This window comes from Flavobacterium sp. NPDC079362 (genome assembly GCF_050267765.1).
GTDB lineage: Bacteria > Bacteroidota > Bacteroidia > Flavobacteriales > Flavobacteriaceae > Flavobacterium > Flavobacterium azizsancarii.
In genome coordinates, this window is record NZ_JBNNFM010000006.1 from 185,020 (window position 1) to 205,578 (window position 20,559).

Below are 20,559 nucleotides of genomic sequence, written 5' to 3' on the forward strand. Positions count from 1 at the left end.
AGTATCAGGCTCGTTAAACTTTTCACAATCTCCGTCAGGATTTTCAAGCCATTTCTTTTTTCGTATTTTTGTTTAATCAATAAGCCCTATGATAGAAGAAAACGTAATATTAGTAAATCAAAACGATGAGCAAATTGGCTTAATGCCAAAATTAGAAGCACATGAAAAAGCTGTTTTGCATCGCGCTTTTTCAGTTTTTATTTTAAATGATAAAAACGAGATTATGCTGCAGCAACGCGCTCATCAAAAATACCATTCGCCTTTACTCTGGACCAATACATGCTGTAGTCATCAGCGTGAGGGAGAGACAAATGTCGAAGCCGGAAGCAGAAGATTGTTTGAAGAAATGGGTTTTAAAGCCGAATTAAAGGAGCTTTTTCATTTTATTTATAAAGCACCTTTTGATAATGGTTTAACAGAGCATGAACTCGATCATGTTATGATTGGATATTATAATGATGATCCGGCCATAAACCCTGAAGAAGTAGAAGATTGGAAATGGATGAAGAGCGAAGATGTAAAAGCTGATATTGAGAAACATCCTGAAATTTATACCGTGTGGTTTAAAATAATATTTGATGAATTCGATCATTATTTAGAAGATCATAAGCTTTAACCAGACTAACCAGCTACCCAAATGAAAGTAACCATATCAAGAAAAGCGCATTTTAATGCTGCACATCGATTGCACAGAAAAGATTGGACATCTGAAAAAAACAATGCTGTTTTTGGAAAATGTAATAATCCCAATTTTCATGGTCATAATTATGGTTTAACAGTAAGTGTTACAGGAAAAATTGACCCGGAAACTGGTTTTGTTGTAGATGTGAAAGTATTGGCGGATATTATACACGAAGAAGTGGAAATTCCGTTTGATCACAAAAATTTGAATCTGGATGTTCCGGAATTTCAAGATTTGAATCCAACAGCTGAAAACATTGCTGTTGTGATATGGAATAAAATTAGAAAAAGAATTCAACCTGATTTTGACTTAGAAATCGTTTTGAATGAAACGGACCGTAATTTTGTAACTTATAAAGGAGAATAATAAATGTCACTAAAAATAGGAGATATAGTTCCGAATTTTACTGCAAAGGATAGTCATGGAGAAGTTTTTGAAAGCCAAAGTGTTTTGGGGCGAAAACCTCTTGTGATTTATTTTTACCCAAAAGATAATACGCCGGGATGTACTACTGAAGCTTGTAGTTTCAGAGACCAGTACGAAGATTTTGCAGCTTTAGGTGCAGAAGTTATTGGTATAAGCAGCGACAGTGTAAAATCACATCAAAAATTTGCCAACAAACATCAATTGCCTTTTATACTCTTGTCTGATGAAGACAAAAAATTACGACACATTTTTGGTGTCCGCGATACTTTATTTGGTCTTTTGCCTGGAAGAGTGACGTATGTAATTGATAAAAATGGTGTTGTTATTTTGATTTTTGATAGTATGAATGCCGGAAAACATATTCCGAAAGCACTTGAAACAGTCAAAGAATTAGTATTGTAGAAATAGAAAATAGTATCAAATTGATATTAAAATAATAAAGACATTAGCCTTAAAAAGATGAACCCAAAATCATACCCGTTACAATTTGAACCCATTTTGAAAGACAGAATCTGGGGCGGAGAAAAACTAAAGACAATTCTGAATAAACCAATCACTTCTAAGATAACTGGCGAAAGCTGGGAATTGTCTACCGTAGAAGGTGATGTAAGTGTTGTTTCGAACGGAATCCTGAAAAGTAAATCGTTGATGGAACTGATCGATAAAATGCCAAATGAAATTTTGGGAACAAAAGTTTACAGTCGTTTTGGAAAACAGTTTCCGTTGCTTTTTAAATATTTAGATGCACGCGAAGATCTTTCAATACAAGTGCACCCAAATGATAAATTGGCTAAAGAACGTCACAATTCTTTTGGTAAAACCGAAATGTGGTATGTAATGCAAGCCGATGCTGATGCCAGAATCATTGTGGGTTTTAAGGAAAATTCAAGTAAAGAAGAGTACCTGAAACATTTGAATGATAAAACCCTGGTTTCGATTTTAGATGATGTAAAAGCAAAAGCGGGTGATGTTTTCTTTTTAGAAACAGGGACTGTTCACGCTATCGGAGCAGGATTGGTGGTGGCTGAAATTCAACAAACATCAGATATCACATATCGTTTGTATGATTTTGACAGAAAAGATGCTAACGGAAATACAAGAGAACTTCATGTAGATTTAGCGCTCGATGCTATCAATTATAATAAGGTAGATACACAAAAGAAATACGATACAAAAACGAATACTTCTAACGTAGTGGTTGACTGCCCTTATTTTACTACCAATTTTATTCCTTTAGAAGATAAAGTTGAGGTAGCTAAATCAGGTGAAACTTTTACGGTTTATATGTGTATCGAGGGAAGTTTTGAAATTGAATTTGATGGTTTTAAACAATCGTACATAAAAGGAGATACCGTTTTAGTTCCGGCTGAGATAAATGCATTTATTTTGAGCGGAAAAGCTTCTATTTTAGAAATTTACATTTCATAGCGCTTAATAGAAAGATTATATGTATTTTTGCAGTCGCAAATTAAAATAAAAATAAAAATGGCAAACGTTAAAAATTTAAAGAAAGACATCAACTTCGTATTAGGAGATATTATTGAAGCAATTTACTTATTCGAAATGTCTACGTCAGGAAATCCTACTCCGGAAACGAATGCTTTGATCGATCAGGCTATTGCTGCATTTGATACTTTGATCACAAAAGTGAATGCTAAGAATGTTGAAAACAAAAAAGCACACTTCAAACAAATCAATGTTGAATTGGAAGAAACTGCTAATCAATTGATTGCTAAAATCAACGAATTGTAAGCAAAAAAAGTATAAAAAAAGTGCAAATTTATTTTGGTAAAACGAAAAACCGCTTTATATTTGCACCCGTAATGAGTCGCCAGCGTAGCTCAGTTGGCTAGAGCAGCTGATTTGTAATCAGCAGGTCGTGGGTTCGAGTCCCTCCGCCGGCTCAACATAAAACCATCACTTATAGTGGTGGTTTTTTATTAAAATAAGCAGTAAATTTATTTTGGAAAATACAAAAATCCACTTTATATTTGCACCCGTAATGAGTCGCCAGCGTAGCTCAGTTGGCTAGAGCAGCTGATTTGTAATCAGCAGGTCGTGGGTTCGAGTCCCTCCGCCGGCTCAACGGAAAACCATCACTTTTTAGTGGTGGTTTTTTTTTTTTTTTTTTTGAATAAATTGAAATTGTTTTGGATCAAACGCAAAGCTTGGGGATTAGCCAAAAAGATTAGATAATCTGAAATGAAGAAATCTACTTTACGCACTCCTCTAAATTGGCTTCTAGTTGGAAAAATATTAAAGTTTTTAATACCTGATTGCATAATCACAAAAGTGATCAATAAGAAAACGGAGCATTAGTATTTATTTGCGGAATGTGGTGGTGATCCTATTTTTTATTATCGTCAATTTCTAAATTGACTAAAAAATCAAATAGTTCTTTTGGTTGTATTTTTAAACCAATCGATAAGTTGAGTATCGTTTCTAAAGTAATATTTTCTTTTCCCTTTTGAATTTTACTAATAAAACTAAAATCGAGATCGCAATTTTCATCAATGTCTCTATAGGACATGCCTTTTTCTCTTTTTATTTCGCCCAAACGCTTACCAAATTGCGCTAAGAATTCAATTTTTTTGTTTTTACTAATCATTATCGCTTTATATTAAGGCAATTTGATTAATTTTAATTAAAAAAACGTGGTAATAAAATACCACGATCGCTTTTTTTTGTTATATTTGTTGCAAATAACTATATATTTGCGATCTTCACATAAAAATATTTGAAGCATTCGCTTTGAATCTCGCTTTTGAAAACTGGTAATTTTTAATTAGGAACGAGAGGATAAGTAAGATGCTCACGTCTATTGGCGTGGGCTCACTTATTGTTCCTCGGTATACCAGTACCTCAAAGGCAGTAAGATGAGTTCTGCGCCATTTCTTATTTTAGGCCTGTTAAATTCACTTATATTCTTAGCTAATCTTCTTCATTTTTCATAGTTCCGTATTTAAATAGTGCCTAACTAAAACCATTACTATGAATTAAAAAATTGAAGCAATATTTACTGCCTGTAACGTCTTAGCTTTATTTTGAATTAGTAGATTAGACCGATTGCAGGCTTTAAAACTGCACATATAACCAGCTTTATTTGAGCAAAAAAGCCCTCTAACTGGCGATCAAACAAGTATAGAGAGCTGAGCTGATTAATAAAAACTTTCGTTTCAAATTAACTAATCCCAAAATTATGAAAATTTTTTCATTGAGCAAAGGGTTGGTGCTACTTTGGTATCCGTTTATTTTCGGGTTTTATCTCTTTTGCACGCCAGCCCTAGCAAGGAATACCTTGCAATTCTCTTCTGTACAACAGCAACAACAAATTCGGGTCACGGGTATCGTGACTGATGGTGTAGTCCCCCTTTCAGGGGTGATTATTTCTATAAAAAACCAAAGAAATACTGTCGTGACAGATTTTGACGGTAAATATAATATAACGGTATCATTTTCTGATATTCTAATTTTTACTTACATCGGTTACAAAACCATAGAGATTCCAGTTGCTCGACATTTAACAATTAATGTTCAGATGCAGGAAGATGCGACGGCACTTCAGGAAGTCAAAATCAATGCAGGCTATTATTCTGTAAAAGAAAGTCAGCGTACAGGAAGTATTTCAAAAATAAGTTCAAAGGATATTGAAAAACAACCTGTTACAAATGTACTTGCTGCTATGCAGGGAAGAATGGCAGGGGTGAGTATAACTCAAAATACAGGAGTATCTGGAGGTAATTTTGATATTCAGATAAGAGGGCAAAACAGTTTGCGTTCTAATGGAAACAGACCTCTTTATATTATTGATGGTGTTCCATATTCTTCGGATTCCGGAGGTTCTGATCTCACAGGGATTGTACTTCAAGGATCAACGAGTCCATTAAATAGTATTAATCCAGGTGATATTGAAGGCATAGAAGTTCTCAAAGATGCTGATGCGACGGCTATATATGGTTCTCGAGGAGCTAATGGTGTTGTACTTATAACAACCAAAAAGGGTAAAGCAGGAAAAACACAATTCACAGCAAATGTATCTGGAGGACTAGCAAAAGTAACCCGGCTCATGGATTTGATGAATACAGAGCATTACCTGCAAATGCGAAGACAAGCATTTGTAAATGATGGTATAGCATATGGTCCAACAGATTATGATGTAAACGGTACATGGGATCAAAATCGTTATACCAACTGGCAGAAAGTGCTTATAGGTGGCACTTCAGAGATTAACGATGTACAGGCATCGTTATCAGGAGGTTCTTCCGGTACACAATTTCTCTTAAATGGTAATTTCCATAAAGAAACAACTGTATTTCCCGGAGATTACAATTACAGAAAAGGTAATCTGCTTGCAAATATGAACCATGAATCCGAGAATAAAAAATTCCAGGTCAATTTTTCTATGGGATATACCGCGCAACAGAATAATCAGCCGGGAATGGATATTACCCAACAAGGAATTCTTTTAGCACCTAATGCTCCGGCCTTATATGATCAGAAAGGTAATCTAAATTGGGAAAACAGTACATGGAATAATCCCATTAGTAGTTTGGAAGGGGAGTACATTTCGAGAACTAACGATCTTTTTGCTAATGGTTTGTTATCCTATAAAATCACTCCTTGTTTAATAGCCAAAACAAGTTTTGGCTTTACTGATACTCGTTTTAATGACAGTCGTACACAGCCCTCTACAATATATGACCCTGCTTACGAAGTTGGAAGCGAATTTTCATCGATATATGTCAATAACACCACAAGAAAATCCTGGATTATAGAACCTCAATTATCATGGTCTAAAAAAATAGGAAAAGGGAAAGCGGAAATTCTAATAGGCTCGACTTTCCAACAGCAAAACGCTACTCAACTCGTACAAGAAGCTAATGGATTTAGTAGCAATAGCTTGATTTATAATCTTTCTTCCGCTTTTAATGTCTTTGATTTGGTGCATAGTGAATCTGTTTATAGATATCAAGCCTTTTTTGGAAGAGTCAATTTTTCATGGAATGAACGTTATATTTTAAATTTTACAGGACGCAGGGATGGTTCAAGCAGATTCGGTCCAGGTAGGCAATTTGCCGCCTTTGGTGCCATAGGTACTGCCTGGCTGTTTTCGAATGAAAAGTTTATAAAAGAAAATTTTGATTCTCTAAGCTTTGGAAAATTTAGAGCGAGTTATGGCACTACTGGAAATGACCAGATTGGGGACTATCAATTTTTAAACACTTATGGGGCTACAGGAAATAATTATGGAGGTGTTATCGGTCTGGAACCAATACGATTGTTTAATCCCAATTTTGGATGGGAAATCAATAAAAAATTGGAGTTGGCAATCGAAACGGGATTTTTTAAAGACCGTATTTTTATAACGGTGGGATGGTACAGTAATAGATCTTCAAATCAATTGGTTGGCATTCCGCTTCCGGCAACAACCGGATTTAATTCCATCCAGGCAAACTTAGAAGCTACCGTTGAGAATAGGGGAATTGAACTTACTCTTAGAACAGTCAATTTTCAAAGACAATCCTTCAATTGGACAAGTAATTTTAATTTGACTATTGCTCGCAATAAATTACTCTCTTTTCCAGATCTTGAAGGATCAACTTATCAAAATCAGTTTGTAATTGGGGAGCCACTAAATATTAAAAAAGTATATCATTATACTGGAATCAATGCACAAACAGGTGTTTACCAGTTTGAAGATTACAATGCTGACGGTTTAATTACAGCCGTTGAAGATAAACAGGTAATACGTGATCTGAATCCGAAATATTTCGGAGGTCTTCAAAATACAATTACCTACAAAAAATGGCAGTTGGATTTTCTATTTCAATTTGTCAAGCAGCTAAACTATAGCGGATCATATGGTACAGGTCTACCTGGCACTATGACCAATCAACCAGCAACGGTGATGGACCACTGGCAAAATCCTGGAGATATTGCTAGCCATCAAAAGTATTCAACTGGAGTTAATAGCCAGGCAGTTGATGCATTTTATAAATATTATGCCAGTGATGCTATGATAATAGATGCCTCTTATGTTCGACTTAAGAATTTGTCTTTATCGTATAGCATGTCTGAGCAGGTGCTTAAAGGCGTAAAATGTAGACTGATATTTCAGGGACAAAATCTCTTTACGTTTACTTCCTTTAAGGGTGCTGACCCAGAGTCCAGATTTACTACAGCCCTTCCTCCATTGAAAGTTTTTACAACAGGGCTTCAGTTTACTTTTTAATCCTTTAATTCAAATATTATGGAAAAGAAATCAATTTTTCTATTTATCCAAGAGCGTGTAATAGAGATCTCATTTAATAACTTTCTTGTTGTATTGCTTGTATCAGGGATGATACTTACACAGGGCTGTGACAACTTTGTTGAAGTGGATCTTCCGTCATCCCAGCTCACCCAGAGTGGGGTTTTTGAAGACAGGGCTACTGCCAATGCTGCTATGGTGAGTATTTATGCCAAAATGCGAGATAGTGGTATCTTAAGTGGAAATCTTTCAGGGCTGTCCAATCAGATGGGAAATTATAGCGATGAACTAGTTTATTACGGCGATATTTCCGGTACCACTCGAGATTTCTACAACAATGCAATCCTGCCTTCCAATACAGAGGTTTTTAACTCATGGAGTAGCAGTTACAATCAGATTTATGCGGCAAATGCTATTATTGAAGCAGTAAGTGCTTCGAGTGCTCTGGGACTTAAAGATAAAAACCAATTAACAGCAGAGGCATTATTTGTTAGGTCCCTACTGCATTTTTATCTTTTGAATCTGTACGGAGATATACCTTATATAACCACAACCGAATATCAGAAAAATAGAGCAGCAAAAAAGATGCCCTGTGCCGAGTTGTATTCCTATATTATAAAAGATCTCGAATTGGCAGTAACACTATTGCCTGAAGAGTATGTTTCCAGTGATCGTATACGTCCCAATAAATCCGTAGCGATGGCTTTGTTGGCTAGAGCATATCTGTACAACAGACAGTGGGCAGAAGCAGCCAATGCCGCATCTTACCTATTAAACAATACCCAGACATACACTTGGCAAACTAATTTGAGCGACATGTTTTTGAAAGAAAGCACCACTACAATCTGGCAATTTAAGCCTCGTGTTGATGGACAAAACACGCAGGAAGGTGAAACGTTTATATTTACAGCAGGACCGCCGTCACTTGTGGCTCTAAGTACAAACCTTATAAATGCGTTTGAACCGGGTGATCAGCGCAAAGAATATTGGATAGCAAAAGTTACTACGGGTACTGATACTTGGTATCATGCCAATAAATACAAACAAAGATCAAATACTTCTGGTTCATTAGAATATTCTATAGTATTTCGTTTGGCAGAACAATATCTGATTCGAAGTGAAGCCCGCGCTGAGCAAGGAGATCTAGCAGGAGCAAAAGAAGATTTGGATAAAATCAGACATACGGCAGGTCTTGCAGGAACCACGGCTCTGAGTCAGTCCCAGATGCTTAAGGCTATACTTCAAGAAAGAAGAGTGGAATTCTTTACAGAATATGGACATCGTTTTTTTGATTTAAAAAGAGCAAATCATTTAGATGAATCGCTATCGCCATTAAAGACAGGGTGGGATACAACAGATAAGTTATTGCCGCTACCCGAGTCAGAGTTAATCCTTAATCCAAATTTAAAACCTCAAAATCCTGGTTATTAAAATAAGACTCTATTTTATGAAATACAATATAGATAAATTATTCCGAAGAATACCACTGATTGTCAGATGTACAATATTGGTCACTCTTTTGACACCGTCTTTTGGGTTTGCACAAGGTAATGCTAAAAAACAGCTTACAAAAGAGGACTATTCTTTATGGAGTAATCTTAGAGTGGGCAAACTTAGCCAAAGTGCAAAATGGGTAAGTTTTTCTCTTTTTTATGAAAGTGGCGAAGATACCCTATTTGTTAAAAATAGTACTGCAACCAAAACCTATAGTTTTCCTGGAGCAAGTAAAGGAGAGTTTATCGCTGATAATTGGTTTTCTGCGATGAGCTCTAAAGGGGAACTTGTAATTGTTGATTTGTTAACTTCAAAGCGAGAGATTAACGCAGAGGTAATCCGATATGATTTAAGAGTTGGAACAAAAGACATCATCCTTTTAAAAAAGAGGGCAGATGGCAAAAAAGATCTGGAACTAAAAAATGTAGTCACTAAGAAATCCCTGCTCTTAAAAGATATTGAAAACTATTGGTATAACTCAGGCAGAGATGCTGTGATCTATACGACAAAATCTGAAAACAATACAGCAATCGGGCTTTTTAATTTACGTGATAATACCACTACTATAATAAACAATAATCCTAACGCTTTTCAATATTCAGATATAGTTTGGCAAAAAGGCGGAAAGTCTATAGCTTTTTTACTACAGCCTTTGGAAGGTAGTAAAAGAATATACCGTACTTGCGTTGGGTACTATAGGTTAGCAGAGGATAAGTTTTATAGTTTTAATCCGTCTGCGCAGGATCATTTTCCTGAAGATATGGAAATAATCACATCTTCTTTTGCCTATCTCAGCATTTCGGAGGATGGCAAAAGAATATTTTTTGGACTAGAGAAAGCTGTAATTCCAGTGGATCTCTCACAGGTGCAGACTTGGAGTACAAAGGATAAATATCTTTATACTGCTAAAGTACAGATTGATGGTTGGGACAGAGCAGCAAAAGTAGCAGTGTGGTGGCCTGAGCGGAATAGTTTTAAGCGTATTACAGATAATGAATTTCCGAAATTGATGTTAAGCGCTGACCAAAAATATGCTTTTCTTTACAATCCTGAGCAATATGAACCGCAGGCAAACCGTGAAGCTCCTCTTGATATTTATATTTTGGATCTGGAAACAGGTACCCGCAAACTTTTGTTGCAGAATCAGTTGGGTAAGGAAGCGGCAATATCTATTTCTGTATATGAAAAATACATTGTTTATTTTAAAGACAGAGACTGGTGGGCTTATGATATAGTAAGTGGCCAGCACAAAAATCTTACTAAAGAGTTGGGGGTTTTCTTTTCAGATAACGAGTCAGATAGGCCGGAACAGGCCAGTCCTTTTGGTAATCCGGGATGGATACAAGGTGATAAAACTCTTTTTGTTTACGATAAATATGATATCTGGAGTATCGCAATAGATGGAAGATGTGCACTTCGATTAACTAGTGGTCGTGAAGAGAAAACCACTTACAGAATTGTTGCTCAATCAACCCAGCAGTCTTTCAAAATGAACTATGACGGAAGTTATAAAGGGGTATTTGAATCTAAAGACAGATTGCTGATCAAGGCCGAAGCGTTGGAATATACAGGCTATTGTTTTTGGGATAAAAAAGCTGGATTGCAGCCCTTGATAGACAAGATGATGTATACGAGTGAATTTATTGCATCAGCCAAGAATGATAGTTATGTTTATAAGGAAGAGAACTACAATTTATCGCCGAGATTGCTTATTAAAGAGAAATCAAATTCAAAAGTAAAAATGCTTTTTCAAAGCAATACGCAACAGGCAAAATACTATTGGGGATGTTCTAAACTAATTTCTTATACCAATTCCAAAGGAAGTATTTTAAATGGTGTCTTGTTCTATCCTGCAAATTATCTTGCTGGTGCAAAATATCCAATGGTAGTGCAAGTCTACGAAAAGCAATCCAAAGAATTGTATCGCTTTGTAAATCCATCACAGAAAAACCCGACAGGATTTAATATTGCTAATTTTAATTCAAAAGGATACTTCGTTTTTTTGCCTGATATTGTTTATCAAGTTGGGGACCCGGGATCTTCGGCGGTAGATTGTGTTGTTTCAGCAACTAAGCACGTTATTGGCAGTGAATCGTCTATTGATAGTACCCGTATAGGTCTTATAGGTCACTCTTATGGTGGATATGAAACAGATTATATCATCACGCAAACCAATATGTTTAAAGCCGCAGTGGCAGGTGCTGCTATTACCGATTATGTAAGTGGTTATCTTTGGGCAACATGGGGATTTGAAAAACCTAATTTTTGGCAGTATGAATTTGGGCAACTAAGGATCGGGAGATCTCTGTATGAAGATTTCGCGTCGTATCTGAGAAACTCACCAATTTACCATGCCCATAAAGTGAACACACCGTTGTTGTCATGGACAGGCGAAAAGGATAGTCAGGTGCATTATTATCAGAGTATTGAATTTTATCTGGCCCTAAGACGCCTTGGAAAAATACATACGATGCTGCTCTATCCAGGAGAAGGTCATGTGCTTATGGATAAAAAAAATCAAAAAGATCTGACCCGGCGAATTGAAGATTGGTTTGACTATTACTTAAAAGGGAATATAAAGCCTGAGTGGCTCTAAAACAATAGGATTTGATAAAAAAAACAATGCAGCTCCATTTGGAGCTGCATTGTCATTATACAAGCAATAGCCTTATGGTCTAAAAACCGGTACAACACATTGATTGGCCGAATTTTTACCAAATAACTGGGCGCCACCTGCTGTGAGTCCTACGGTACAAACAAATCCGTTACTGTCTGTAGAACACATATCACGCTGCTCACAAGATGTTCCTTGTGGGTTCAGTTTGATGTACCCTTGAATTGGTGTAGCTGCTTTAGAACGCACATTCATGGCATGGGAGGTAAAAGCACTAGCTATTGCAAGAGCAAATACGGCAACAGGTAGAACCTGTTTTGAAAATTTTGTTTTCATGATTTATAATTTAATATGTTAGCGACCTACTCTTTTACAGGTTTTCGGTCTTTTCCCTGACACTGCAGTATATTTTCATGATGAGATTTTATTTTTGACTTTTATTTTTATAGGCACTCGTTAGCCTTTTATTTAATTTGTAATGGACCATATACTTTCCAATAAAACCGTAGAAATTATCATTGAGAACAAAAAAGTTCTTCAGTCTTTGGTTTTTGATATGATAGATATAAAAACTACCTTTATAAAAATTGGTATTAAGGTCGTAGATATCAATAATACTGGCATCCTTCCACATTTCAGCAGGTTCATATTTACCTAATAATGCTGAATTGACAAACAACAAATTTTTAAATACGCTACTTGTTTTATTGACTAGTAAAGGAGGAGCTGCCAATTTTATTTCCTGCCTGCTGGCAACTGTCGTCACTTTGATATGGGCTTTATTGACCGTATCTATTGTCTTACCGCGATAGCTCAGATTAAGATACTTATCAGTTACAATAAATTCATTGCGATACAGGTAAATGTAGATCAGCCTTTGAAGATCTTTGTCGTAATTGAGTGTTCCGTCGACATCGAAAATTCCATCTATTTGTTTCTGTAATAATTTTGCATTAAAAATTACCTGTGGTTTGTCTCCAAATTGAAGTGATCCCAGTATGCTTTCGCCTTTTGTATTGGAATTGGAACGAAATGCCAAGTTAATTGAATCCATGAGTTGATAATGAGAAAAAGTATTGCTTCCATTCCATTTTACAGATGCCTTCCAGTCTTTTATCAGACCTTTATAAATAACAGGAACCGAACCGTCGATAAGATAAAAATTGGGAGATAAAACACGAACCTGAACAGATTGGAATGGAAAATCAATTCGATTTAGATGAACCTTAAAATCATCTCTTTTTTGCAAGGTGCTGTTAAATGCTGTGATTCGTAAAGGAGCTGTATAATTCCCCAAGTATATCTTTTCTTTCGTGGCTCCAGCAAAATAATAAGAACTAAACTGAAGGTCAATTTCTCCTACTTTTACAGCATTGCCAGGAAAACGACGTACAAAATTATTTCGATGCTCAATGATGTCTTCTGATAGGATAAAAAGAAATGCAACAATACCAATACTAAAAAAAACAGTTATTGATAAAGCACTGGCAAGAACAGCAGGCTTTGAAATGAGATGCGTTTTTGGCATCATACCGGCCAGTATCAGAATACCTGCTGCTGCCAGAATTATGAAAACTGAATTAAAAATTAAATGTTCCCTCCATCCCATTTTTTCCAAAATGCCTCCACAGGAACACGGAATAAAAGAACTGTAGTTTAGAATAATATAGATATATGCAGTAAACATAATCATAAGACTAAAAGATGCAAAGAGCCCTATTAATCTCCATTTTTTTGACATGACAAGTAATGCAATGAACAACTCTGCTAATGGGACTATCCAGACAATGAAACCTGCAAAAGCACTTAATAAAGGTGACTGTCCTAATTGTACTCGGAAGTTTTCAAAGTCAAGCAATTTACTTACTGCTGCATAAACAAATAAAGATGTATACAATATACAAACGGTGTTGATGATTATATTTTTAATTACTATACTTAATCTCATGTTTTCTGATTGTTAAGTTGACTATAATTGTAAAATGTTTAGATCATTCTGATTTTTTCCCTATATAAATCGTGAAATTTAAAATTTTAGTAAACTCAAAAAAATAGAACCATTTTGATTACGATTCATTTCTTTGAAGCTGGAGCGAAAACAAAATTACAACAGGTTGTTCTACAGGTTGTTACCGAAAACAGGCTAAAACTTTTAAAAAAGAGGCTTTTTTCATTGCTAATAAGATAAAAAGAAGCGTTTTTCTTATTTTTCATTAGAGCTATTTGTTTAGTGTTTAAAAATTAACTGTATTTATACCTTTTTTGATGGAAGAAAAATATAGTTTTATCACGCTTATTTGTAATTGTATTTCTATTAGAAATGACTTTTTAATTATGAATTGATTTATGGGATTATTTTTTGTTGAAAAGCGATCCACTATTTAACAACATTATACCAAAAACAAGTAAAGTTATTTCTCAAAAGGCTTTTTGTAGTTAAAACTTTAAAGTGATGGCTCTGAAATAAAATTGATATTTCTTATTTCCGATTTCATTATCTAGAAAAAAGAAATATCAATTACTTACACAGGCTGGGAGAAACTTTACTTAATATAATTTAAAAATGAAGATAATATTTGTCTTTTAGAAATTTGCATAATTAGGAGCTGTAGGCAGAAGTCTAAAAAGAAATAATTAGTAGACTGTTGGGCTACAGAAAATAACAAAACTAGTAACCAATATAAACTTACGGAAATTGCAAAAGTGCTAGGTTTAACTTTGGAAGGAATTAAGAATTTTTTCAGAAGAAGTTATTTTTAATATTATTGGTCGTATAGATAATGACAATGATAATACTTTAGTAAATTCAAATATTAAAATCAGCTAGCTTTCATTGAGCTTGCTAAACTGATATAGCTTTATGAATGTTTACTTCATGTTAAAAAAGAGAAGCGGAATATTTATGAAAACTCATAAAAGAAAATAAATATTTTTGTAAAAACAGATATTAAAAGTAGAGAAAGAGGGATCCTAAGATTTTTTAAGTTGTAAAGCTACTTGGAATTTAAAATCTGGAAGCTAGTTTAATAAAAATTGTAACAATATTTTTCTTATGTTTGTTTCTTAACCAAAACATAAATTAGACATGGAAGAAAATTCAGTTTTCGAGAAATTTGAGTTACAGCTCGATCAATCTTCAAAAGATTTTTTGAAGGAAACCGTTAAATGGGCATATTTTTTAGGAATAGTAGGATTCGTTGGCATTGGATTAATATTGGTGTTTGCAATTTTTGCAAGTGCAATTTTTGCTACACTAGGAAGTTCGATACCAGGAATGGCGGCTTATGGCAGTTCTTTTGGCGTAGTGATAACTTTTATATATATTATATTTGGTGCAATTTATTTCTTTCCGGTTTACTATCTTTTTAAATTTGGTGCAAATGGAAAAAAAGCTTTTAGAGACAATGATAATGTAGCATTAACGGCTTCTTTTGGTTACTTAAAATCGCATTATAAATTCATTGGGATTTTTATGATTGCAATTCTCGTATTGTACGGATTACTATTTGTACTTTCTATGTTTGGAGCTTTATTAGGAAGATAAAATGAAACTTTAAAAATTCCAAATTCTAAACAATTGATAGAATCAATACTATTGGTTTAATTGGGATTTGGAATTCTAAAAAGTTTGAATTTGCTATAAAACAAAAAAGTCCTGAGATTCTCAGGACTTTTTTGTTTTATGTAGTTGTCTATTGCTTTTGTTCTTCTTTTTTAATATCGGTAACATACTTGGTTAGTTTTTTCCCGTAAAGCGACTGTGCTACTTTTGGAGTCATCGATTTCTGGATTGTATCAAGGAATTTTACATTGATATCGTAGATCTCCGATAAAGCAATATAAGGTGCTATTTCGTGATCTTTATTGTTAAGCGCAAAGTTTGTTGCGTACAGGTATTTTCTTTTAGTGTTAGACTCTTGTTTTTTGTCTATACTGTCAATAGCTTTTTGGTCTTGTCTTTTTATTGCCTTAAATCTTGACTCAACCATAGAAAGGCTTTCGTCATTAAAACGAGAATTTATTTTTTTGTATTCATTATATAATTCCTGATTTTTAGATCCGGTAATTTTTGCACCGTAAATAAAGTTATCTAAGTTGGTGTCGATATTGATATTTCCGGGCTCAGCAAAAAATAAAATATTATTGTCTAATGAATTAGTAACTCCGCGGTCTAGATATAAATAAAGTACTTCTGGAGACTCTAATTTTATGTTACTTTCAAAAGATGAATCTCCGTCTATTTTAATGCTGTCGATAGCTACAAGAGAAGTGTCAACGATTCTTTGAATGTATAAAGTTCCGTTTTTTAATCCTTTTATATTTCCTGTAAGGTGCAAACTGTCGGTTGATTCTTTTTTGCTACAAGAGGCTAATAGTGCGAGAGTAACAAAAGCAATAATTGATTTTTTCATTGGTTTTTTAGATTTTGCTGCAAAATAAAGAAAATAGTTTGAATGTAATGATGTCGTGTTTAAATTTTGCGAAAAATAAATTCCAGTCCATTTTACAACAGAGATTCTTTTGTTTATAAAGTAAAAGCATAAAAAAAATCCTGTAAGCAACGCCTACAGGATTTTAGAATATTTATTAGACTAAAAAAATTATTTAATCATCTCAAAACTTCTTTTTACAAAAGCAGTTAAAGCTTCTCCTTTTAATAGGTTTTGCGATAATTTTGCTAAGTCTAAAGCTTGTTTTACCAAGTGTTCCTGATGTGTTTTGTCTTCAGTGTTCAAAATGCTGGTTGCCAAATCTGAATTGGTATTTACAATCAGATTGTACATTTCCGGCATATTTCCCATTCCAAACATTCCGCCACCACCAGATTGACTCATTTCTTTCATTCTACGCATAAATTCTGGTTGCGTGATGATAAACGGAGCCGCCTGACTGTCCATAGCTTCCAGTTGAACACTGTATGCTTTAGGAATATAAGATTCTAATGAAGTTTTTAGTGTTTCTTTTTCTTCATCAGATAATTTAGAAATCGTGTTTTCGTCCTTTTTGATTAAGTTATCAATATGGTCAGAATCTACACGAACAAAAGTTACATCTTTATTATCACCTTCAATTTTTTGAATCAAATGTGAGATAATCGGAGAATCTAAAAGTAATACTTCGTATCCTTTTTCTTTTGCTGTTTCAATATAAGAGTGCTGTGCATCTTTGTTTCCAGCATAAAGAACTACTAATTTTCCGTCTTTATCCGTTTGGTTTTCTTTCAGTTTCTCTTTTAATTCTTCAAGAGTAAAGTAAGTGTCATCAACCGTTGGATACAGTACAAATGCACCGGCTTTTTCGTAGAATTTATCGTCAGAAAGCATTCCGTATTCTAAAACGATTTTAATGTCATTCCATTTAGCTTCAAAATCCGCGCGATTTTCGCTGAACAATGTTTTTAATTTATCTGCTACTTTACGGGTAATGTAGTTTGAGATTTTCTTCACTGCACCATCAGCCTGCAATCCAGAACGAGAAACGTTCAAAGGAATGTCCGGTGAATCAATAACTCCTTTTAGCATCGTCAAGAATTCAGGTACAATTCCTTCTACGTTATCGGTAACGTAAACCTGGTTTTGGTACAATTGAATTTTGTCTTTCTGAATTTGCATATCAGATCCTAACTTAGGGAAATATAAAATTCCTGTTAAGTTAAATGGGTAATCTACATTTAAATGAATGTGGAATAACGGATCTTCAAATTGCATTGGATACAACTCTCTGTAGAAGCTTTTGTAATCTTCATCAGATAATTCAGTCGGTTGTTTAGTCCACGCTGGATTAGGGTTGTTGATGATATTATCTACTTCAACTTCAGTAAAAATATTATCTACATCTTCAGGAGCAACTTCTTCTCCCTTTTTTTGTTCTATTTTTTCTTTTCTTGTTCCGAATTTAATCGGAATAGGCATAAACTTGTTGTATTTGTTTAATAATCCGCTGATTTTTGAATCTTCAAGAAATTCAAGAGAATCCTCGGCAATGTGCAAGATGATTTCTGTACCACGTGAAGTTTTGTCAGCCGGCTCTAAAGTAAATTCAGGGCTTCCGTCACAAGTCCAGTGTGCAGCTGGCTCATCTTTGTATGATTTAGTAATAATTTCTACTTTTTCTGCAACCATAAACGCAGAATAGAATCCCAGGCCAAAATGACCAATGATTCCCGAATCTTTAGCAGAGTCTTTGTATTTATCAAGGAACTCTTCGGCTCCTGAAAAAGCAACCTGGTTAATGTATTTTTCAACTTCATCAGCTGTCATACCTAATCCCTGGTCGATAATGTGAATCTTTTTTCCCTCTTTGTCAATTTTGATTTCAATAACAGGGTTTCCGAATTCTACTTTGGCTTCGCCAATGCTTATTAAGTGTTTTAATTTTAAAGTAGCATCAGTTCCGTTCGAAATCAATTCACGTAAGAAAATTTCGTGATCGCTATACAAGAACTTTTTGATTAAGGGAAAGATGTTTTCTACTGAAACATTAATTTTACCTGTTGTCATATTTTTATAATTTTTTAGTTTAATGTGATGAGTATCATTTCTTCAAATAGAATACCAATTGTTTTTTGAGTGACAAAATGGCGTAAGTGTTAATTTTGAAAGAAAATAATCGGATTCTGGAACAAAAGATATTCCTATGAATTGTATCTTTGTGGTATAATAATTGTTAAATGGGTAAGTATTAACTTAAATAATGTACAAAATGAAGAAAATTATTTTCATTTGCATGATTGCCACAATGTTTTTTGCGTGCAAATCAGCTTCGTCTACAACAGCTTCAACAGAAGCAACAACGCTATCGACTAAACTTGACCGACCAAGCCAGGTTGCTCTTAAAGGAAATTGGGTTTTAACCAATGTATCTTATCCTGGTTCTGAGTATATCAAAGTAAACTCTTTTGATCTTGCAGATTCTAAATGTTTTATTGGTAGTACATGGAATTTTATTTCAAATAATAATAAGGGAAGTATGGCTCTGACAGCGCCAAGTTGTACTGCATTTAATTCTCCTATTGTATGGAGTATTAACAATCAGGGTATGTTTGTACTTAAAATTCTTGATGCTGGTATAAAAGCAAAAAAAGTTAGAGACGGATACTTACTTAAAGTAGCGGGATTGACTGATAATTCATTTCAATTGATCGATAACATCAATGTTGGTGGACAAGTTAAGGATGTGACTTACCAATTTCAGAGAGCTAATTAATATTAAAAAGATAAAAACATGAGAAAAATAACAGTTTTAGGTTTGAGTAGTTTACTTGTATTAGTAAGTTTCTTTACAAGTTGCGATTCAGTGAAAAACGCTAATAATACACAAAAAGGTGCCGGAATTGGAGTAGTTGCCGGTGGTCTTATTGGTGGTATTTTAGGAAATAATTTAGGACGCGGTGGAAATGCTGCTTTAGGAGCTGCTATTGGAGCTGCTGTAGGTGGTGGAACTGGTGCTCTTATTGGAAACAAAATGGATAAACAAGCCCGTGAAATCGATCAGGCTTTACCAGGTGCATCTGTAGAAAGAGTAGGAGAGGGTATTCACTTAACTTTAAATGAGAATTCTGTTCGTTTTGATACTAATAAATCCACTTTGACTCCTCAGGCAAAAGCAAATTTAGACAAATTAGTACCTGTATTCAATGAATACGGAGATACTGATATTCAAATTTTTGGTTATACTGATAATACAGGAAAACCAGAATATAACCTGACGCTTTCAGGACAAAGAGCTGCTTCTGTGCAAGCTTATTTAGTTGCAAAAGGATTAAAATCAAGCCGATTCAAAACTTCAGGTTTAGGAATCGCTGATCCAATTGCTACAAATGATACTCCGGAAGGAAGAGCTCAAAACCGTCGTGTAGAATTTTCTATTACTGCAAATGACAAAATGGTAAATGATGCAAAATCTGAAGCTGGAAAATAAGTTTCAAACGCAATAAAATTTCTTAAAAGCTGTTTCATAATTGAAGCAGCTTTTTTTTGACTTTAGAAATTAAACATTGTAAATTTGTGCTTTCAAATACAACCCATGCTCGACATTCAAAATATCTCTTTTACGTATACCGACAGCCCTGTTATAAAAAACGTTTCTTTTACCATAAATAAAGGCGAAAATATTGCTATTATTGGCGAAAGCGGCTGCGGAAAAAGTACGCTCCTTAAACTTATTTATGGTTTGTATAACTTAGATGATGGCAAGATTTTTTATAATGAAAAGCCAATTTTAGGTCCTAAGTACAATTTGATTCCCGGAATGCCTTATATGAAATATCTGGCCCAGGATTTTGATTTGTCTCCTTTTGAAACGGTAGCTGAAAATGTTGGAAAATTTCTTTCGAATGGTTTTGCGAATATGAAAAAACTTCGCGTTCAGGAATTGCTGGAAATGGTCGAAATGGAAGCATTCTCGAATGTAAAAGCAAAATTTTTAAGTGGAGGTCAACAACAAAGAGTGGCATTGGTAAGAGTTTTGGCTTTAGAGCCTGAAGTAATTTTACTGGATGAACCTTTTAGCCAAATTGATGCTTTTCGTAAAAATGCTTTACGAAGAAACTTGTTCAGGTACTTAAAACAAAAAGGGATTACGTGTATTATTGCAACACACGATAGTACAGATGCACTATCATTTGCAGATGAGGCAATCGTCATGCGAAACGGAGAAGTCCTTGCAAAAGGGGATCCGGTAAAAATCTATGAAGATCCGGAAACTAAATATGTAGCATCACTTTTTGGAGAAGTAAATGAAGTTCCTACTCATTTGATGCTTTCTTATGAAGATCAAACCCATAAAACTTTAGTTTATCCGCATCAGTTCAAAATGGTTGCAGAATCAAATTTGCAGGTAAAAATAAGAAGAACTTATTTTAGAGGAAATCATTTTCTAATCGAAACTGTTTATAAAAGACAGCTAATATTTTTTGAAAGTGAAATTGATTTGCCTTTAGATCAGGAGATATTTTTAGGATTAAATTATTTATAATTAGAGAATTGGTTTAACTATAAGAGGTTGTCTGAAAAGACGACCTCTTTCTTTTATTATACTAGTAGATTTACAGAGTGTTTCTTGAAAAATGTAAATTTGGGCTAAAATGGTCTT

General features: G+C 34.4%; 17 protein-coding genes and 2 tRNA genes. 14 read left to right on the plus strand and 5 right to left on the minus strand.

All coding sequences use genetic code 11. The features are described from left to right. Window positions 1-88 precede the first annotated feature (88 nt). The 7 genes from idi (at window position 89) to ACQKCJ_RS08570 (ending at window position 3,191) form a co-directional block, all read left to right on the plus strand. Window positions 89-616, plus strand: coding sequence for an isopentenyl-diphosphate Delta-isomerase (gene idi, locus ACQKCJ_RS08540; protein WP_427401805.1), 528 nt, complete (start codon window positions 89-91; stop codon window positions 614-616). A gap of 21 nt (window positions 617-637) precedes the next feature. Next, the gene (locus ACQKCJ_RS08545) at window positions 638-1,048 is read left to right on the plus strand and encodes a 6-pyruvoyl trahydropterin synthase family protein (RefSeq protein ID WP_072960834.1); all 411 of its coding nucleotides are present in this window, start codon (window positions 638-640) and stop codon (window positions 1,046-1,048) included. A 3-nt stretch (window positions 1,049-1,051) separates the two neighbouring features. Next, window positions 1,052-1,510 (plus strand): peroxiredoxin, encoded by a 459-nt coding sequence (locus tag ACQKCJ_RS08550; protein WP_072960837.1) that lies wholly within the window; start codon window positions 1,052-1,054, stop codon window positions 1,508-1,510. Window positions 1,511-1,567: 57 nt separating this feature from the next. Further along, a complete protein-coding gene (locus tag ACQKCJ_RS08555; RefSeq protein ID WP_427401806.1) occupies window positions 1,568-2,536 on the plus strand; it encodes a type I phosphomannose isomerase catalytic subunit in 969 nt (322 codons plus the stop codon). 57 nt (window positions 2,537-2,593) lie between these two features. Further along, complete coding sequence (locus ACQKCJ_RS08560; protein WP_055093243.1) at window positions 2,594-2,860, plus strand: hypothetical protein; 267 nt, start codon at window positions 2,594-2,596, stop codon at window positions 2,858-2,860. A 78-nt stretch (window positions 2,861-2,938) separates the two neighbouring features. After that, a tRNA-Thr gene (locus ACQKCJ_RS08565) sits at window positions 2,939-3,012 on the plus strand. A 105-nt stretch (window positions 3,013-3,117) separates the two neighbouring features. Further along, window positions 3,118-3,191: transfer RNA gene (locus tag ACQKCJ_RS08570), tRNA-Thr, on the plus strand. A 264-nt stretch (window positions 3,192-3,455) separates the two neighbouring features. Here the strand turns inward: ACQKCJ_RS08570 and ACQKCJ_RS08575 are convergent. Then, the gene (locus ACQKCJ_RS08575) at window positions 3,456-3,716 is read right to left on the minus strand and encodes a helix-turn-helix domain-containing protein (protein ID WP_427401807.1); all 261 of its coding nucleotides are present in this window, start codon (window positions 3,714-3,716) and stop codon (window positions 3,456-3,458) included. Between the two features lie 591 nt (window positions 3,717-4,307). Between ACQKCJ_RS08575 and ACQKCJ_RS08580 the strand changes: the two genes are divergently transcribed. The 3 genes from ACQKCJ_RS08580 (at window position 4,308) to ACQKCJ_RS08590 (ending at window position 11,448) form a co-directional block, all read left to right on the plus strand. After that, the gene (locus ACQKCJ_RS08580; protein ID WP_427401808.1) at window positions 4,308-7,340 is read left to right on the plus strand and encodes a SusC/RagA family TonB-linked outer membrane protein; all 3,033 of its coding nucleotides are present in this window, start codon (window positions 4,308-4,310) and stop codon (window positions 7,338-7,340) included. A 108-nt stretch (window positions 7,341-7,448) separates the two neighbouring features. Then, a complete protein-coding gene (locus tag ACQKCJ_RS08585; protein WP_427401809.1) occupies window positions 7,449-8,789 on the plus strand; it encodes a RagB/SusD family nutrient uptake outer membrane protein in 1,341 nt (446 codons plus the stop codon). A 16-nt stretch (window positions 8,790-8,805) separates the two neighbouring features. Beyond that, complete coding sequence (locus ACQKCJ_RS08590; protein ID WP_427401810.1) at window positions 8,806-11,448, plus strand: prolyl oligopeptidase family serine peptidase; 2,643 nt, start codon at window positions 8,806-8,808, stop codon at window positions 11,446-11,448. 72 nt (window positions 11,449-11,520) lie between these two features. Here ACQKCJ_RS08590 and ACQKCJ_RS08595 read toward each other — a convergent pair whose 3' ends face one another. Both ACQKCJ_RS08595 and ACQKCJ_RS08600 read right to left on the minus strand, forming a co-directional pair. Further along, entirely contained in the window at window positions 11,521-11,802 is a 282-nt protein-coding gene (locus tag ACQKCJ_RS08595; RefSeq protein ID WP_427401811.1) for a DUF6520 family protein, read from the minus strand. A gap of 88 nt (window positions 11,803-11,890) precedes the next feature. Beyond that, entirely contained in the window at window positions 11,891-13,414 is a 1,524-nt protein-coding gene (locus ACQKCJ_RS08600) for a DoxX family protein (RefSeq protein WP_427401812.1), read from the minus strand. 1,137 nt (window positions 13,415-14,551) lie between these two features. Here ACQKCJ_RS08600 and ACQKCJ_RS08605 point away from each other — a divergent pair. After that, window positions 14,552-15,010, plus strand: a complete 459-nt coding sequence (locus tag ACQKCJ_RS08605) for a hypothetical protein (RefSeq protein WP_271334675.1) — start codon at window positions 14,552-14,554, stop codon at window positions 15,008-15,010. A 148-nt stretch (window positions 15,011-15,158) separates the two neighbouring features. Here the strand turns inward: ACQKCJ_RS08605 and ACQKCJ_RS08610 are convergent, their stop codons facing one another. Together ACQKCJ_RS08610 and htpG are read right to left on the minus strand one after the other, a co-directional pair. Further along, entirely contained in the window at window positions 15,159-15,878 is a 720-nt protein-coding gene (locus ACQKCJ_RS08610) for a DUF4369 domain-containing protein (protein WP_427401813.1), read from the minus strand. A gap of 189 nt (window positions 15,879-16,067) precedes the next feature. Then, window positions 16,068-17,966, minus strand: a complete 1,899-nt coding sequence (htpG, locus tag ACQKCJ_RS08615) for a molecular chaperone HtpG (protein ID WP_427401814.1) — start codon at window positions 17,964-17,966, stop codon at window positions 16,068-16,070. Between the two features lie 202 nt (window positions 17,967-18,168). On the opposite strand from htpG, the gene ACQKCJ_RS08620 reads away from it, so the two are divergent. The 3 genes from ACQKCJ_RS08620 to ACQKCJ_RS08630 all read left to right on the plus strand — a co-directional run bounded on the left by ACQKCJ_RS08620 (window position 18,169) and on the right by ACQKCJ_RS08630 (window position 20,442). Beyond that, window positions 18,169-18,672, plus strand: a complete 504-nt coding sequence (locus ACQKCJ_RS08620) for a lipocalin family protein (protein ID WP_271334678.1) — start codon at window positions 18,169-18,171, stop codon at window positions 18,670-18,672. Window positions 18,673-18,690: 18 nt separating this feature from the next. Further along, a complete protein-coding gene (locus ACQKCJ_RS08625; protein WP_271334679.1) occupies window positions 18,691-19,386 on the plus strand; it encodes an OmpA family protein in 696 nt (231 codons plus the stop codon). A 105-nt stretch (window positions 19,387-19,491) separates the two neighbouring features. Beyond that, window positions 19,492-20,442 carry an ABC transporter ATP-binding protein gene (locus ACQKCJ_RS08630; RefSeq protein WP_427401815.1) on the plus strand — a complete coding sequence of 317 codons (951 nt, stop codon included), beginning with the start codon at window positions 19,492-19,494 and terminating at the stop codon, window positions 20,440-20,442. Window positions 20,443-20,559: the final 117 nt, after the last annotated feature.